General features: G+C 35.5%; 12 protein-coding genes. 3 read left to right on the forward strand and 9 right to left on the reverse strand.

The genetic code is table 11. The annotated features are described in order from the left end of the window. Window positions 1-2: 2 nt before the first annotated feature. A complete protein-coding gene (locus WAX74_RS03055) occupies window positions 3-2,021 on the reverse strand; it encodes a ribonuclease YeeF family protein (RefSeq protein WP_336496168.1) in 2,019 nt (672 codons plus the stop codon). Between the two features lie 524 nt (window positions 2,022-2,545). Here WAX74_RS03055 and WAX74_RS03060 point away from each other — a divergent pair. Continuing rightward, window positions 2,546-3,622: a hypothetical protein gene (locus tag WAX74_RS03060; protein WP_336496169.1), complete on the forward strand. Its 1,077-nt coding sequence runs from the start codon at window positions 2,546-2,548 to the stop codon at window positions 3,620-3,622. 336 nt (window positions 3,623-3,958) lie between these two features. Here the strand turns inward: WAX74_RS03060 and WAX74_RS03065 are convergent, their stop codons facing one another. After that, window positions 3,959-4,129 (reverse strand): hypothetical protein, encoded by a 171-nt coding sequence (locus tag WAX74_RS03065; RefSeq protein WP_336496170.1) that lies wholly within the window; start codon window positions 4,127-4,129, stop codon window positions 3,959-3,961. Window positions 4,130-4,520: 391 nt separating this feature from the next. Beyond that, window positions 4,521-5,786 (reverse strand): M48 family metallopeptidase, encoded by a 1,266-nt coding sequence (locus tag WAX74_RS03070; protein WP_336496213.1) that lies wholly within the window; start codon window positions 5,784-5,786, stop codon window positions 4,521-4,523. A gap of 233 nt (window positions 5,787-6,019) precedes the next feature. On the opposite strand from WAX74_RS03070, the gene WAX74_RS03075 reads away from it, so the two are divergent. Further along, window positions 6,020-6,160, forward strand: a complete 141-nt coding sequence (locus tag WAX74_RS03075) for a hypothetical protein (protein WP_336496171.1) — start codon at window positions 6,020-6,022, stop codon at window positions 6,158-6,160. 194 nt (window positions 6,161-6,354) lie between these two features. Here the strand turns inward: WAX74_RS03075 and glgA are convergent, their stop codons facing one another. The 6 genes from glgA to WAX74_RS03105 all read right to left on the reverse strand — a co-directional run bounded on the left by glgA (window position 6,355) and on the right by WAX74_RS03105 (window position 14,665). Further along, window positions 6,355-7,788, reverse strand: a complete 1,434-nt coding sequence (glgA, locus tag WAX74_RS03080; RefSeq protein WP_336496172.1) for a glycogen synthase GlgA — start codon at window positions 7,786-7,788, stop codon at window positions 6,355-6,357. A gap of 17 nt (window positions 7,789-7,805) precedes the next feature. Next, window positions 7,806-8,912, reverse strand: coding sequence for a glucose-1-phosphate adenylyltransferase subunit GlgD (gene glgD, locus WAX74_RS03085; protein WP_336496173.1), 1,107 nt, complete (start codon window positions 8,910-8,912; stop codon window positions 7,806-7,808). A gap of 15 nt (window positions 8,913-8,927) precedes the next feature. Next, a complete protein-coding gene (locus tag WAX74_RS03090; protein WP_336496174.1) occupies window positions 8,928-10,085 on the reverse strand; it encodes a glucose-1-phosphate adenylyltransferase in 1,158 nt (385 codons plus the stop codon). Beyond that, the gene (gene glgB / locus WAX74_RS03095; RefSeq protein ID WP_336496175.1) at window positions 10,075-12,009 is read right to left on the reverse strand and encodes a 1,4-alpha-glucan branching protein GlgB; all 1,935 of its coding nucleotides are present in this window, start codon (window positions 12,007-12,009) and stop codon (window positions 10,075-10,077) included. The genes WAX74_RS03090 and glgB overlap by 11 nt, the downstream gene beginning before the upstream one ends. A 367-nt stretch (window positions 12,010-12,376) precedes the next feature. Continuing rightward, window positions 12,377-13,399 (reverse strand): glycoside hydrolase family 15 protein, encoded by a 1,023-nt coding sequence (locus tag WAX74_RS03100; RefSeq protein ID WP_336496176.1) that lies wholly within the window; start codon window positions 13,397-13,399, stop codon window positions 12,377-12,379. Between the two features lie 810 nt (window positions 13,400-14,209). Then, window positions 14,210-14,665, reverse strand: coding sequence for a YrhA family protein (locus WAX74_RS03105; protein ID WP_336496177.1), 456 nt, complete (start codon window positions 14,663-14,665; stop codon window positions 14,210-14,212). Window positions 14,666-15,675: 1,010 nt separating this feature from the next. On the opposite strand from WAX74_RS03105, the gene WAX74_RS03110 reads away from it, so the two are divergent. Next, window positions 15,676-17,067, forward strand: coding sequence for an amino acid permease (locus WAX74_RS03110; RefSeq protein WP_336496178.1), 1,392 nt, complete (start codon window positions 15,676-15,678; stop codon window positions 17,065-17,067). Window positions 17,068-17,268: the final 201 nt, after the last annotated feature.

Consider the following 17,268-nt stretch of genomic DNA (forward strand, 5'->3'; position numbering starts at 1 on the left):
CCTTATTTTTTTAAAATAATAGTATCTACAGGTACTAAATATCCATTGCTAATTAATTCATCAACGTCAGGAACGAAAATCTGAGGTAATTCTCCTTTTCCAAATTGCGGATTTGCTTTTGTAATACCGAATGCGGCATCGATATCAATATTTACTTTATACCCTTGCATAGTCCCTCTATATCCATGTATTGCATTTTTTTCAACCTGTAAGCCTTCAAAAATTTTAGTTGCATCTTTATAAGATCTCTCTATAGCCGATATTGTTGTAAAATACCCAGTCCCATTAGGTTCACCTCTATATATAATTTTATCTTTCTTAATGACTATGTCTTTATATTTATCAACCCCTGGATATTTCCCTGAACCTTGCCAACTTTGAGCGATTTCTGATGGAGACTTCGATCCACCCTTTGTGTTAATTTTTTGTTCATCTAGGATTGTACTATTAGTTCCACTTACTTCCTTATTACCGATACCCTTAGGGATTCCTTCATCAGTTTTCGACGATCGATTCACTGCATCTACAATAGATTTGTCATTTAACATCTTCTGCACAGACTTAGCTATAGGTACTGACATTGAAACTAATGGATCAAGTGCTGCACCGGCACCAACATTCAAACCTAGCTCCAAAGCATTTTGTTCCCAACTTGTGTCTTCTGGATTTAGTAACTCACGACCTCCGACCTCAACTCCAGACATAACACCGCCAACTGCAGCACCTTCTTTAGCAAATTGTACTAAATTGCGTGCAGAAACCCCAGTTGTAAGTCCTTTCGCACCTAATGCTGTACCTCTAATAGCTTTTACAGTTCCAACCCCAGGGACTAAATAGCCTAGCATATCAGCTAAAATGTCCGTACCTCCACCCTCACCAAACTTTCGTTGAGATTGGAAAGGCGAAACTACACCTGTAACGTTCTTCTCCAGTTGTGCAGGTAGACCTAAAAGAGCTGAATTAGTTGTTCTATGTGAAAAGCGTTGCACGTTTTCAAAAATTTTAGATTGTCTAGGAGCTATTTTTTCTGCTTCTCCCATCATTTTTGAACCAAAGTCGCCTGTAAAGAATGAAGGAATAGAACTTATAGCACCTATACCTAAGTCAGCTAAGTCCTGAAGAATATTACTATTTTTCTTGACGTTTACTTTTTCTTGTTCAGCCCCATTTCCCTCTGGTCTTGGACATGATAGTGCAATCATATCAGTACCAACAAAAGGACTTTGTATGTTAATAAAACCACCATAGCCAAATTGAATTGGACGCGCTCCAGCTAAAAATGTTTGTAACATGGTCGTCATCTGACTTTCAATATCTAATATGGTGGAAAGTCTGGCAATCGAAGTTGTACGATACACCAAATCTGTCTTTAATTTATTTTTAGAAGTCAATCCTGTCCAATTTTCTGTTTGAAAATGGATTTCCGTAAGTCCAGACTCAAAGATTCTCTCTAAATCCGCAAGCCAATTTTCCATAGTCTGCATATCTTGCTCAATAGGCATCAGTGCGGTCGTCTGGCTCGAATCGAATTCGTGAAGCTGCGTGACCGTGTCATCACGTTTCCTCTTAGAATTAATGACTCCCTCCTGCACTCCGCTATCATCTAAGTGGGGTAGCCCGACAATGTCGCTTACCTGATCCATGATACTGTTAGTTTCATCAGTCAAACTAGCTGTCAGCTGGCCGATAAGCGTAAGTCCTTGTTCCAGCTCACCTTCTAGGAATTGTTCTAGTATGTGGCCTGCCGAATCAGGTTCGAGTGAGTTAAGAGCAGCCTCCATCTGGTGAAGAACTTGTTTGAAATTCTCGGAGAACAATTGGAAATATTGAAGAAATGGCAAATGGCACTCTCCATAAAAGGAGCGAATGGCATTCCCTCCCTCGCCTTTCAATTGATCCTCCATCTGTACGAGTCCATCGACTGCACGATGGATTGCTTCTATTTCACTTCGTAGCCTGTCAAGCATAGTAATATTCCGCTGTAGCCCATCTTGAAATAAATCTACGTCCAACACTTTCATAGGCATTGCCTCATCATTGACCTAGAATCAACTACTTTTGAATAAAACCCATAATCCCTATTGTTCAATATTGCCCCACAGGTGAACATTCTTCTCCTCCTCCTCTAGCAACCTATCAATAGTTATAATATTCCATTTTTCCATAGAAAGGTAAAGTGAGAAGTTGTAATTTTCTTAAAAATAAACTTATGCAATAAGTTTTAAAAATTTGTTCGTGACTCTTAAACTATTATAAAAGGGGTTTAACGGTTATTTAGTAGGAGTTAAGACGAGGGGTCTTGCCAATGCCAAAAGGAGTATTTAGTAATTATTCTTATGATTATAATTCATTTAGTATGAATCCTTTTTGAATAAATGCTTGAACTTTTAGTCAATACAGTTAAAAAACAGTTAAACGATTTTATAACATTTCTATCTATTACATTCAATAATTAATAGCGGATATTATAGTTATATAATATACTAAATAAGGCTTATACATAGCATACCAATATAAGACTATTTACCAAAAATGAGAGATTATTATGAAGAAATTATTATTTATCGTATTGGCAGTTGTAATTATCGGCACTAGTTTACAACTACCTTTAGCCAATGCCGAAGCTGCTTCAATTTCTAGAGTTGAATCTTTTTTGAAAACAGCAGAGCAACATGCAGGTGCTCTTAAGTGGCAAAGTTCGTATGAAATAACGAAGGAAATAAAATATCCAGATATGACTGTTTTTAACTTAACTAAAAATGCTTACTGGAAAGCTTATTTTGAAATTGAAAAATTAAGTGAGAATGACAAGGCTAAGTTTGAAAAACGATTACATGAAAATGTTGGTATTCATCTTTCACGAACAACATCATATATCGATGCAATTACTTCTGGCAATAAAATTGCGAATTTAACAAATCAATACAACACCTTATATGCTTCAACGCCAACATCCAATATGACAGTACAAAAGTACCATGATTTATCGACTGAGATTCGGAAACAAGCTCAGATTCTTTATCACGTTTACGGAAAATCAACCCGAGAGGCAATTTTAGCTAAATATAAAAAGCCTGGTGAGAAGGCACTTCTAGCTTCTAAATATGTAATTTCTTCAAAGATTCATTTAAATTATTTAGATAGCTTAATTGCTAATAAAGCAACTCAAAGCAAAGTAGAGGCAAATGTAGCTAAATTTTTCGATATGCAAGATATGATAAAAAACGAGGAAATTGCTGCTGATCTATATACAACTTATTATGAAATTATTAGAAAGGATTCAAACTTCTTAGCACAAGAAAAAGAAATAATCGAGTTCTTCAAAAAATCAACAGAATATACAAATACAGAAGATGTTGAGTCCCTTTTAGGTCTTTATAGCCAAGACTTTCCTGATTACTTGTTTCTAAAAAATGACATGGAAACTACATTTAAAGACTTTGACTTAAGGTACGAGACACTAGGTATCGAAACTCATTTTGTTATTGATGGTATGGCACTTGTGAGTCATAATGAAGTGGAAACAGAACAAAATGAAAGCTTTGAATATAATCTAACTTATCTATTAGAAAAGGATGCAACTGGAAATTGGCAATTTCTCGATCTAATAGAATTTGAATAAATTTCTTATACACGATTAGCAACATTTAAACTGCAGTAATACTCCTAGAAATTCGGGTAGCTGTAGTTTTTTTATGGCAATTTTTTAGGTGTAATTGTACGTGACAGTTAATTAAATTCTATCTTGTTTACTCGTATGTATATTTAAGTATTATGAGTAAAGAATAAAATGTTAATAATGCTTTACTTCCATTGGAAGCGATAGATACATTTAAAGTAGACGTGTATTAAAAACATTCAAAATGTATACATTGGTTGATTGCGAAACTCTCTTGTTAATAGATAAGGTGAAACCAGGTAAAAGGTGAGCTAATACACTCACCTTTCATGTACTGGTTTAATCCCTTTTTTTAGGTTTATTTTTATTAATTTCTTTCGTCACCTTATTTTTAGATATAGCGATAAATTCTTCAGCAATTTCTTCGTCGGGATTATTCGTAGGATTTTTATACAGTTCGAAACTATTATGCGTTCTAACATTAATTGTCTTATTGTTATTTTTACTCATGGATATTCACCTCCTAGAGTCTAATTTGCTCTATATAAAGGTTTTTATTCTAACTGAGTCAGTGTATTAACTCATTGGAACTCGTTACCACTTGGAATGAATTTGCCTATCATTCAAATTCTTCTTTGCTAAAACGTCTATTATACAATTAAGTGCTTTCTAGTTAACTTTATAAGCTTCACTGAGTAAAAAAAGAACTCGATAAATATCCATCTTTAGCTTGCCCTTGCGTGAAGACTCATATATATATCCTACAAGGTTCAATTTTTAACCTCATGTTACATAATAAAAATCCACTTTTGAATAAAAAATAATCAAAATGGATTCTTTTACTGTGATAACAATAAGACTTGCCTTTTAAAGGACAAGTCTTTTATTTTATAGTCTTTGCTCATTCTTTTGTTCTTGTTTCATTGGCTACATTAATAATTCTTTCTAGCATTGTCGGATGGGAATATCGAAACCATTTTACGAGGAGTGGTGGATTCACTTCATTTAATCCAGCTTTCGTAAGTTCTTGAAAAGTGCTCACAGCAGCACTTGGGTCTGCCACTAATTGTAGTGCATATTCATCAGCTCTAGTTTCTTGATACCTAGAAATATAATTTGAAAGTGGACTAGAAGCGAATAATAGAAAGGATGTAATTAGGAAAAACAATGGTAACGAGTGAATAGCATTTATCCGTTTTATTTTTAATCCACGTCCAAAGCGTGCGATGATCCAAGGCATTAATTTCGCTGTTAACCAAAGCCCCAAAATTGTAGTTAAGATATAACCTGCTATTCCGAAATATATATGTTTCTCCACATAATGTCCCATTTCATGTGCCATAATGAAGAGAATTTCACTTTCTGATAAGCGGTTTAATGTCGTATCCCATAATACGATTCTTGAATTACTACCGATTCCCGTTACATAGGCATTTAGCGCATTTGTCTTTTCTGTCATAATCACTTCATACACATGATTGGCTGGAATATTTGCTTGCTCAGCCAATGTGAGAATTTTCGTCTCTAATTCTTTATTCGTTAGCGGATAGAAATCATTGTATAGTGGGTCGATTACTACTGGTTGAATGAACATAAGGAAAATGGAGAACGGAATCATTAATAACCCAGCATTTATCCACCATTTCTTTGGGTTCTTATTAATAAGCCAATAAAGAACCGTCACAATCACTAATGTCGTACCAAAGCTAATCCAAAATCCTATGACATTATCCCGCATCCAGGAGGTGAAAATTTGGGTGCTGATCCCGTAGCTTTTGCTTAAGAAATAACTGTAATAGTCTAAAGGGAATAAAACGATAAATATAAAAAGAGAAAGCAAAAATAAATAGACTGCGTTTTGCAAAATTGCCGATTTGTTTTTCATCGGAATCCAACTTTCAAACGCTTGAGAAAGTCCAGTAATTAATATAAATAAATAGACAAGCCACTCGAACGGTGTTGCTACAAAAAAGAGGAAATTCTTTATTTTTGAATACTCCTCACTAAGGTACAGTTCATGCTCCGACATAAAAACATGCGGATCTGCAACTGTCCCTTTCAAGGATTCAGGTATTCCCCCACTATTACTATGAAAAATATATACATACATCACGAATACATATACTCCAAATAACAAAAGTGCGGTAATTCCGTATTTTTTTACCAAATCCACTTCACCTCCATACACTCTTTCTTACATTAAGTGTAATCAGAAAAAAGAAAGATAGAACCAACTATAGTGATCAGTTATTTGTAGGCAAACTCAAATTCCTTAACCAGCCTATTAAAAATTTTTACTTAATGAATCAGTCCAATTTCATTAAAGAATTGCAAAGAACTAATCATTTTGAATAAGACCATCTATACTGAGCACATTAAACTCTAGGAGGTGACGATACCATGTCAAATAAAAGTAAACCAAACTTTAAGAAGAAAGAACCTAATTCACGAAAGGACAATCGTGAAGAATTTGCAGAAGATTTAGATCTAAACCAAACTAAACGTAAAAACGAGCAACAAAATAACCAACAGAATCGATAATACAGCTATTAACATAAATTCAACGATAATACGATTTAAATAATTCAGTTATTTCCCCTTAAGACTCATCCATATTATGCACAAAAAAGATGACGCATCCCTCTAGGACTGTGTCATCTTTTTTGTGATTGGAAACCCTTAATTTAAGGATCCATAAAAAGAATGGTTCTCAACAATTTGAAAACCATTCTATTTTATTTATCAGATTTCAGGAGTTCATACAATTTGAGGTATTGTTGCGAAGATGATGACCAGCTAAAGTCGAGACCCATTGCGTGCTCTACTAAGTTCCTCCATTTGTTAGGATGTAAGCGAAAAAGTGCAACTGCTCGCTCAATTGTATACAGCAATTCGTGGGCATTATAATTAGCAAAGCTGAATCCATTTCCTTCTTCGGTTAATTCATTATAAGGTATAACCGTATCCTTTAGACCACCTGTTTCACGAACTAGCGGCAAGGTTCCATAGCGAAGTGCAAGCAATTGCCCAATGCCACATGGTTCAAATTGTGATGGCATTAGAAAAAGATCAGAACCGGCATAAATTCTCCGTGCCAATGCTTCATCAAAATAAAGGTTGGCTGAAACTTTTTGGGGAAAAATTTTTTCAAAATATCTGAATGCCTCCTCATACTGCTGATCGCCTGTACCCAATAAAACAAATTGGACATTCAAACCGATGATTTCATGGAAGACATGTAAAATCAAATCTATACCTTTTTGATCGACTAGTCTTGTAACCATAGCAATTATTGGGATATCAGCGTTAATAGGAAGCCCAAGTGTTTCCTGGAGGTGCTTTTTATTTACATACTTCCCCTTATAATCGTCGTATGGAATGAACAAATTTTCATCACGTTTAGGATCATAGGAGTCATTGTCAATACCGTTCACGATTCCTTGAAGATCAGCGCCTCTTTTTCGTAAAAACCCATCAAGTCTTTCACCATAATAGGGAGACTGTATTTCGTATGCATAGGTTGAACTAACAGTTGTCACGGAATCAGCAAAGGCCAGTCCTCCTTTGAGGTAACTGACATCCCCATAAAACTCTAAAGCGTCCATATGAAAATAAAGCTCGCTTATATCCAGTAAATCAGAAAGCACTGATTTAGGATATACACCTTGGTAGCGTAAATTATGAATGGTAAAGACAGTTTTGATTCCTCGATAATATGGGTTATTTTCATAATTGGCCTTCAACTGAACAGGAATCAACCCTGTTTGCCAATCATGGCAGTGGATAATATCGGGCCGTTCCTCTAAATGCGGTAAAGCCTCCAGCACGGCTCGCGAAAAGAAAGCGAAACGCTCACCATCATCCCCAAAACCATAACTGCCATGCCTTTTAAAATAATATTCGTTATCGAGAAAGTATACTGTTATCCCTTGATAATTAATTTTTTCTATACCGCAAAATTGACGTCTCCAGCCTACAGGCACTTCAATGCTTTTGATCCATTGCATTTGTTCTTTAAAATGTAATGGAAGGTCGTCATATTTCGGTAGTACCACGCTAACGTTTGCTCCCTTTTTATGTAAAGCTTGAGGCAAGGCGCCAATAACATCACCCAGTCCCCCGGTCTTTATAAATGGGGCGCACTCTGAGGCTGCAAATAAAACATTCATGCTGGTGTACCTCCAGTTTAAACTACTTCCTCTTTTTTGATCACCATCGGCTTATTTCTCGCCGTTATGATTTGATCCCTAGTAATGATTACTTGTTTATCAGTAATCACATTTTCGACATGTGCTCCCTCTTCAATATCACCCTTTTGCATAATGATACTGTTTTTAACTACTGCACCTTTTTTTACTTTTACTCCTCTGAAAATAATACTATTTTCGACGGTGCCTTCAATAATACATCCATTGGCAATTAAAGAATTAGACACCTTAGAGGAATTTGTGAATTCGGCAGGTGCTTCATGTTTAATTTTCGTGAAAACTTCCCATGAATCATAAAAATAGTTACGAAGAATTTCTGGATTAAGAAATTCCATATTACTAGCATGGTATGTTTCTAGGGAATGAATGAATGGCATATAACCCGTGAACTGGTACCCTTGCACTTTTAGATTTATCAAATTTGCTTTAACAATATCTTTCAAAAAATCATATTCATCATAATCTATACAATTCATTATTAAATCTATTAATAATTGTTTTTTAATCACATATGTTTCCAAACATATATGATCACCTTTCTTAGGTGATGTATAAAAGTTAATATCACGGACTTCACCGTTTGTATCAAGTGAAATTTGATGATATATTGGTCTTTTCACTGATACCCCATCATAATCCTTATACAGAACTGTAATATCAGCTTCATTACTTTCGTGTTCTTTAATCACATCGTTAAAGTCTATTTTACAAATATGATGACCAGGAGCAATAATTACTGTATCTGCAGTTGCCCGTTGGAAAAATTCTAAATGATCATAGAACTGCTGTAAATCTCCTCTGATTTTTTCATCAGGATGAATCGAAGGAAGAATGAATAGACCTTGTGAACGATGATCGAGATCCCATTCCTTTCCAGAACCTAGATGATCCATCAACGATCGATATTTATCTTTTGTGAAAATGGCAACTTTACTTACGGAAACGTTCATAAAGTTTGACATAGTGAAATCAATCATCCGATAGCGTCCGCCAAATGGTATGGAGGCCAGGCAACGATGATGGGTCAATTCTTTTAAAATGGGTCTTTCATTTACAAGATTAATTACACCCAATACATTCCTCATATAAGTTACCTCCTATTATAAAGCTTGCAGCAAAGCACTTTCCGAAGAAACCAGCTGATTTTCACCGATTAATGTAAGTCTTTGTTTAGTGTCAGAGATTACAGCACCATCTTCGATAATTGTACCGCTACCGATTATTGCCTTTTCGATTATTACATTATTTCCAATTTTCACATTTGGCATGATTACAGAATTCCTTATGATAGAGCCACTTCCAACTTGGACATTATAGGAAAGAACAGAATGGTCGACCTTCCCAAATACCAAACAACCTTCATTGACTAAAGATTGTGTCACATCAGCATCTTCAGATATATATTGTGGGGGGTGGTTGGCATTCCCTGCATATATTTGCCAGTTTGAGTCTCCGAGCTTAAAATCGGATGATTCTTCCAATAAATCCATATGCGCTTCCCACAGGCTATCAATCGTACCGACATCTTTCCAGTAGTCTTTAAATCGATACGCTTGTAATTTTGCTTCATCTTGCAGCATCTTTGGAATAATGTCTTTCCCAAAGTCATTAGTGGAACTGCTATCCTTTTCGTCTTCTGTTAAATATTTTTTTAGATGCTTCCAATTAAAAATATACACACCCATCGAAGCCAAATTACTTTTTGGATGTTTAGGTTTTTCATCAAATTCAATAATTTGATCCGTTTCATTGGTATTCATGATACCAAAGCGATTTGCTTGTTCCCATGGTACCTCTATGACAGCAATAGTCACATGTGCACCCTTATCAATATGATCTTCGAGCATTTTATTATAATCCATCTTGTATATATGGTCCCCTGAGATTACAAGTACATATTCCGGGTCATTATGATCGATAAAATGGAAATTTTGATACACGGCATTTGCGGTACCTTTATACCATTCCCCACCATCTTTTCCCTGATAAGGTGGAAGCATAGAAACTCCACCGTTATTGCGGTCAAGATCCCACGGGCGGCCGTTACCAATATATGAATTCAAAATATGTGGACGATATTGAGTAAGTATACCAACTGTATCTATACCTGAATGTGTACAATTGCTTAAGGTAAAATCGATGATCCGATATTTCCCTCCAAATGGTACTGCGGGTTTAGCTAAGTCACTCGTCAATTCCCCGAGTCTTGAGCCTTGACCTCCTGCTAAAAGCATTGCAACCCATTTTTTAGATGCCATTTGTACTGACTCCCCTTTTCCTTGTTTTTGTTTCTTTCATGAAAATAGCAATCCCTAGCGGCGGTACAGTTATTTCTAGACAGTAAGGTTGATTATTGTGCGGAATTTTACTGGCATGGATTGGGGCAGAGTTCAACTGTCCCGATCCGCCGAATGATGTAGCATCACTATTAAATGCTTCGAAATAGTTCCCGTTGGACGGAACCCCTATTTGATAATTATGGTAAACATCGGCTGAAAAATTACAAATAACTATGCAATAATCTCCCTTCCGTTTTCCTCTCCTCATAAAAGTAATTACGCTTTGTTCCGCATTGTCCGCATCAATCCATTGAAAGCCGTATTGCTCATGATCCAGGCGCCATAGGGAATTGGTTTCCTGATAAAATTTATTTAGCTCTTTATAGTATCGATAGAAATTGGAGTGAGCTTCAAAATCTAACAGCATCCAATCCATTTCTTGCTGATATTTCCATTCGTCAAACTGGCCTAATTCACTGCCCATAAATAAAAGCTTTTTTCCTGGATGTGCGAATAAATAGCCGAACAAGAGACGTAAGTTTGCAAATTTTTGCCAGTAATCTCCAGACATTTTATTTAATAATGATCTTTTTCCATGAACCATATCATCATGCGAAAATGGAAGGACAAAATTATCCGTAAAAGCATATAAAAATGAAAAAGTCAGTAGGTGATGATGCTTTGGTCGTTCTTTAACATCAAGCTTCATATATTTAAGTACATCATTTGACCAACCCATATTCCATTTATAATTGAATCCAAGTCCGCCTGTACTAGTAGGACTTGTAACCAGCGGCCATTCGGTTGCTTCCTCCGCCATCATGAGGGCACCAGGATACTTTTGGAAAATGGTTTCATTTAACTTTTTTAGAAATTTAATTGCTTCAAGATTTTCTTCGCCACCAAACTGATTTTTCAATTTTACTGGAAGAGGATTATCATGATTTAGATAAATCATTGATGAAACGGCATCAACTCGAATTCCATCAACATGATAAAAATCCATCCAAAACATTGCATTTGAAATCAGAAAGCTGACGACTTCTGGCTTACTATAGTCAAAACTATATGTTCCCCAGATTGGCCTCTCGGCTCGCATGGGATCTACCGATTCGAAGAGAGGTGTTCCATCGAACAGTCCAAGGCCATGAGCATCCTTACAAAAATGTGCAGGCACCCAATCCAGAATGACACCAAGTCCCTTTTGATGACATTGATCTATAAAATACATTAATTGCTCAGGTGTACCGTATCTGCTAGTTGCAGAATAATATCCAGTTATTTGGTAACCCCATGAACCATCGTAAGGATGCTCCATAACAGGCATCAACTCAATATGCGTAAAACCATTATCAATTGCATAATCGACTAATTCGTCAGCAAGTTCTTGATAACTATAAAACTCACCATTTTCTTTTTGTTTCCAGGAAGCCAAGTGAACTTCGTAAATCGTCATCGGTTTGTTGTAAATATCTTTCTTTAATCGTTGTGCCATCCATTTTTGATCTTGCCATTCAAATGTATTTAAATTGTAGATGATAGAAGCTGTTGCCGGTCGCAACTCTGAATAAAAGGCATACGGATCTGCTTTTAGTTCCTTCCGTCCATCTGGTCCTGTAACCTCATATTTATAGATATCTTCATGTGCAAGCTCGGGAATAAACAATACCCAGATCCCAGAAGCCAAGCGTTCCATTGGATGCTGGGTACCAGTCCAATTATTAAAGTTACCCACAACGGAAACTTGCCTCGCATTCGGCGCCCAAACTGCAAAACGCACACCTTGAATATCGTTCTCATAAAGTATATGAGCTCCGAGCATCTTATAACTTTCAAACAGTGTTCCTTCATGAAAAAGATATACATCAAAATCACTTGGGTATTGCCGGTTATTCAACTTCATAATTCCTACCACTTCAACACCTCTTTCAATCTATGATTATTTCAATTTATATACCAGTTCTTATCCTAAATTATTCGCCATCTATCTAAAATCACCTTTAAAATATTTTACTTTTTTAAATAATCAATAATTTTAGACAAAATAAAAAATCCTCCATAGAATGAAGGACTTTTTTAGCTTTCATTTTATCTTGAATTGTTAAAATTAATAAAATTCTATGGTGCAGTAACCGTAGACTAGTTATCAGCTGTCCTCCCACATACCATACTTTTTTATACCTTACTTTTGACTGATTGTGAAGATTGTCTAATAAACTATATTAAATGTGACCCATGAGAATTTATAAATATATACCTACATTTTAAGCTCAGTCATTTCCTGTCAATTGTGAGGAAGGCATATTAATCATACGGTTTAAAAATAAATAGGAAAGGGAGACAGACCAAGCTAGTGGAGTGTTGCCATTTGGCACATTTTTACCGCCAATATATAATTCAGGGACTTCCCAATTATCTGGTACGATTCGTACCGTTTTATTCACATATTCATAAGCCTTATCATGCATACCCATTTCAAAATAGCACAGTCCTAGCCAAGGTAATCCAAAGCACCATTCTGCTTCGCTACCTTCGTTGTAATACTGATCGTTCTGATAACGAATACAGCCATTTGTCCGCTCAAGGCTTTCGGAAACCATCTCGACTATCTTAAGTGCCGTTTTCCTTTCCACTATACGATAAGGGTAGATAAGTGAAAGTAGGGATAAGTCTGTTTCTTTCGTTTCACTTTCTCGTGGTAGAAGAAAACGTAGCGTCTCTTCACCTTTTTGAATCAGTTCATTCTTTACATTTACGAGCATTTTCACCGCACGCAAGCCTGCCACGCATGCACCTACACTTGAAGCATGCAGTTCCATATTCTCTTCCCACATTCCATTATCCTTTGCCTGCCAGTATTGAAGACACTCTAGATAGTCGACTAGCTTCTGAACAATTGCGAGATCTTTCTCATCACGGATAACCTTTTGTCCGTGACTAACGCCCACCCCTACTCCCCACAGAAAGGCACCAATTGCATCATTCTGAGCATGACCCCATTCTTGGCTCATTTCCTTTAAATCTGTTGAATAGCGTGAGTGGATATATTCAAAAAGATAAACCGGTTTTTTTTCACGGTGAATATCGATTTTCCATTCATAGGTTTTAAATAGTTCGAATAAGGCATGATATGCTTTTTCATACCGATCAGATTGGCTTTGCAAAAAAGGCAAAACCGTATAAACGACATCACGTATCCAAACAAAATGGTAGTCCTTTGAAATACTGGCAGTGTAAGCGCCGTTCGGTAGGCGCATCCGATCTAAAACCTCAATTGCATTGTTGATGTTCATATACAAGACCTCCCTTAAATAATACCTATACTGTGATTGTTAACCATTTCCGTTTATTCTAGACAACTATTTAATGAAAGCGTTTTCAACTCATGTTGAAGAAATTAAGTATTTATATTTTATGTAGTAAAGTGATTTTTGGAAAAGCAACCAGACCCAATTCCCAAAAATGTTCTTTGCGCTACACTTAATATTCAATATGGGAAATGACCACGATTCAAATTCTATAAATTGTGGTAGTATCCAAAGTTACTAATACCCCATTCATAAAATTTCAAATCATCTTTCGACATTGGTATCTTAAAAAAAGGCTTACCATTACTTACTGGCTTATCTTTGGAGTTTAGGACTATCAGCATCTTTGCTGCTCTTTTCCAGCTTCCGGTTGCCATTCAAGCATTTCAGTGCTCTTTGCTATAAAATACAAAAAAAGAAAAACATCACGTTATCCTTTAGGGATTTCGTCATGTTTTCATTTGACTTCAAAAAAAAATACTTATGTCATTATGTGACACTATTATTTAGATGATTAGTAATAATAAATTTTATTATTTGAAAAAATTTCTATTAAAATCTTGGAGTGAACATCCGCATAAAGACAGTCAAGATCTAGTTTTACAAATTATTTTACCCCATCCGCTATTTCCCCAACTCCTGGTATGCTGCATACAACCCAATTGCCTGATTCTAGCTATTCTGCTTGTGCACTTCCATCAATTCATTTCCGAAAATAAACAGTTAGCTGATGGTCAGGTTCTATGTGCTACACTACATTTTCCATCCTCCAAAAATTGGCGGTGGATTATACATTTAACTAAGTGCTGCAGAGAAAGCAGATTCAAGCATAGTGTCAAAATCGGAAAAAGTCTCCATATGCTCACCTGAAGGCTTATCTAGTTCAACAAAACTTTTTTTAGAAACATTATAACAATACCAAGCTATATCGGAATCTCCAAAAAAAATCAGTTCATCTTCGTCTTTAATTGACTCCCATGTTTCATTGGCATCAAAAAAACTATCTACCTGATTTATTGGGTTAGAATCCAAAAAAACTTGGTCAATCCCATAAATTTTAAGTCCATTAAATTCAATGCCATTAACAGTTTGTAGATATTCATAGTATTGCTGTGGCAGTACATCTTCACCAAACTTTTCTACTACAGATTTACGAAATCTTGATAACTCGTTTTCATTGGTAGGTAAATTGAGTTTTCGATCTCGTTTCTCTCTTATTTTGGAAATCTGACTAATTTGCTCTCTCCACATATAATCACCTTCTAAAATTATTTATTCCTTATTAGGAGGATAAATGTCTCCTTCTGGAATAGGAAAATCCACTATTTTACTGTCCCCAGGTTTCATACCCTTTGTTAAGGAATTTTGCTCATTTGTAATAACCTTGTGATAGGGATCGTTTTTTATTAGAACTAAGTTTTCCACAACATTGGTACCACTTTGATCCAAAGAAATTTTATGAGGGACTTGCCAACCGTCAGGAACTAGTCCGTATCTACGTCCAACACTTTCATAGACAATGCCTCATCATTTGCCTAGAATCAATCACTTTTGAATGAACCCAATATTTTTTATTGTACAATAATACGCCACAGGTTAACATTCTTGTCCTCCTCTAGTAACCTATCAATAGTTATAATATTCCATTTTTGAGCATCAAGGTAAAGGTAAAAGTTATAACACTCACAAAAACGATTCTTAAGAAATGCCACTTAACAATTAGCTCGTGACTCTTATACTACCGGGGAAGGGGGATAGTGGTTATATTGATAGTATTTACATGGAGATTATTTAGTTTCCTCGTAGGTATTTAAGTATCTTACCAAAAAATAAAAGCTGTTCATCATGTATTACTTCAATTAAAAGTTAGAACGCATAAAAAATCTTTAGGATTATAAATAGGCAAATAAAGATACTCTGTAATGATTTCCACATGAAGAATCAATACAGTAATAACCATATTCAATTCTCACTTGAAATTTTTTTCACAGTACGGCAAAGAATTAATACAAGGAATATTGGAAATACTATCAATCGAAAAGCTCATTGCATCTGATACTTAATACTCAGCGTTAATGTGTCTAGACTTTTAAGTCTTCTTCTCGACAAATCCATCCGATTATAACAAATCAGGTTCGAAAGACTTAAAAAACATTATTTTTCGACAAAATATCTTATAATTCGACAGAATTTATTTGACCTTTAAAAGATAAATGTATAGAATCTTTATATGTTTCTAAAAAAGAATGGGTGTTTTAGGTATGAAAAGTGGGTTATTCAGAAGGAAAACTGTAGAAGAATTACTACAAAAAAATGGTAATGTACAGCTCAAGCAAACGCTAGGAGCATTTGATCTAGTGTTACTTGGGATTGGTGCCATTGTAGGAACAGGTATATTCATCCTGCCTGGAACAGTAGCTGCGGAGCATTCTGGACCTGCTATTGTTTTTTCATTTATTATCGCTTCGATTGTTTGTGCATTGGCTGGCTTGTGTTATTCAGAATTTTCTTCATCTGTACCAGTAACAGGTAGTGCATATACGTATGGATATATTGTGTTTGGAGAATTAGTTGCTTGGTTAGTTGGTTGGGCTTTGCTATTAGAATATGGATTAGCAGTTGCGGCGGTTGCTACTGGATGGTCATCATATTTAAGTTCTTTGTTAGAGGGATTTAATCTTACTATTCCAAGAGCCATCTCCAGTTCTTTTAATCCAGCAGAGGGAACATATTTAAATGTACCGGCTATAGCCATTATATTTACCATTGCTTTTTTATTATCGCTTGGTATAAAAGAGTCTACGAAAATTAATGCGATCATGGTATTTATTAAAGTCATTGTTATTCTTTTATTTATTGGAGTAGGTATTTTTTATGTTGAGCCTGCTAATTGGCAACCATTTATGCCATTCGGAATGAATGGAGTTTTGGGTGGAGCGGCCCTAGTTTTCTTTGCTTATCTTGGGTTTGATGCAGTTTCATCAGCAGCTGAAGAAGTAAAAAATCCACAACGTAATATGCCAATTGGAATTATTGGTTCGCTTTTTATTTGTACAATTCTTTATGTAGCTGTTTCACTTGTTTTGACTGGAATTGTTTCATATAATCATCTAAATGTAAGTGACCCAGTTAGCTTTGTTATGCAAGTTGTAAACCAAGATTGGGTGGCTGGCATTATTTCACTTGGGGCTGTTGTTGGAATGATGACAGTTATACTCGTTATGTTATATGGCGGAACTAGACTTCTTTACGCCCTTGGTCGTGATGGATTATTGCCGAAAAGTATGTCCGAACTTAATAAAAAATATAAAACACCAGTTAAAAATACGTGGTTGTTTGCAACATTAGTAGCTTTTTGTGCCGGCGTCATTCCGTTATCTAAGCTAGCAGAATTAGTGAACATGGGCACATTAATAGCATTTACAGTCGTTTCAATTGGAGTTGTTTATTTAAGGAAAAATAAAAGCATACCATCTGGAAGTTTTAAAGTACCATTCTTTCCAGTAATACCGATATTATCATTCCTACTGTGTTTATTTTTAATTACACAACTATCTGTTTTTACATGGATTGCCTGCGCTATTTGGTTTGTCTTTGGACTGATCATCTATTTTACTTACGGTAGAAAGCATAGCATAATGAATAAAGAATAAGGAAAACAAAAGTGAGCTTAAGTTGTTATACATAGACAATTTAAGTTCACTTTTCTCTTTTTCAATGAAAGTTGCCCTGTTGTATAAGGTTCGAATGAAATTAATAATGAAAATAGGTAAATGACTACTATTCTAATATAAGTTAACTACGTTCTATTAATAATAAAATCGACTGGAAGTTGACTTCGTCACATCCAGCCG

It is taken from the genome of Psychrobacillus mangrovi (assembly GCF_037104765.1).
Lineage (GTDB): Bacteria > Bacillota > Bacilli > Bacillales_A > Planococcaceae > Psychrobacillus > Psychrobacillus mangrovi.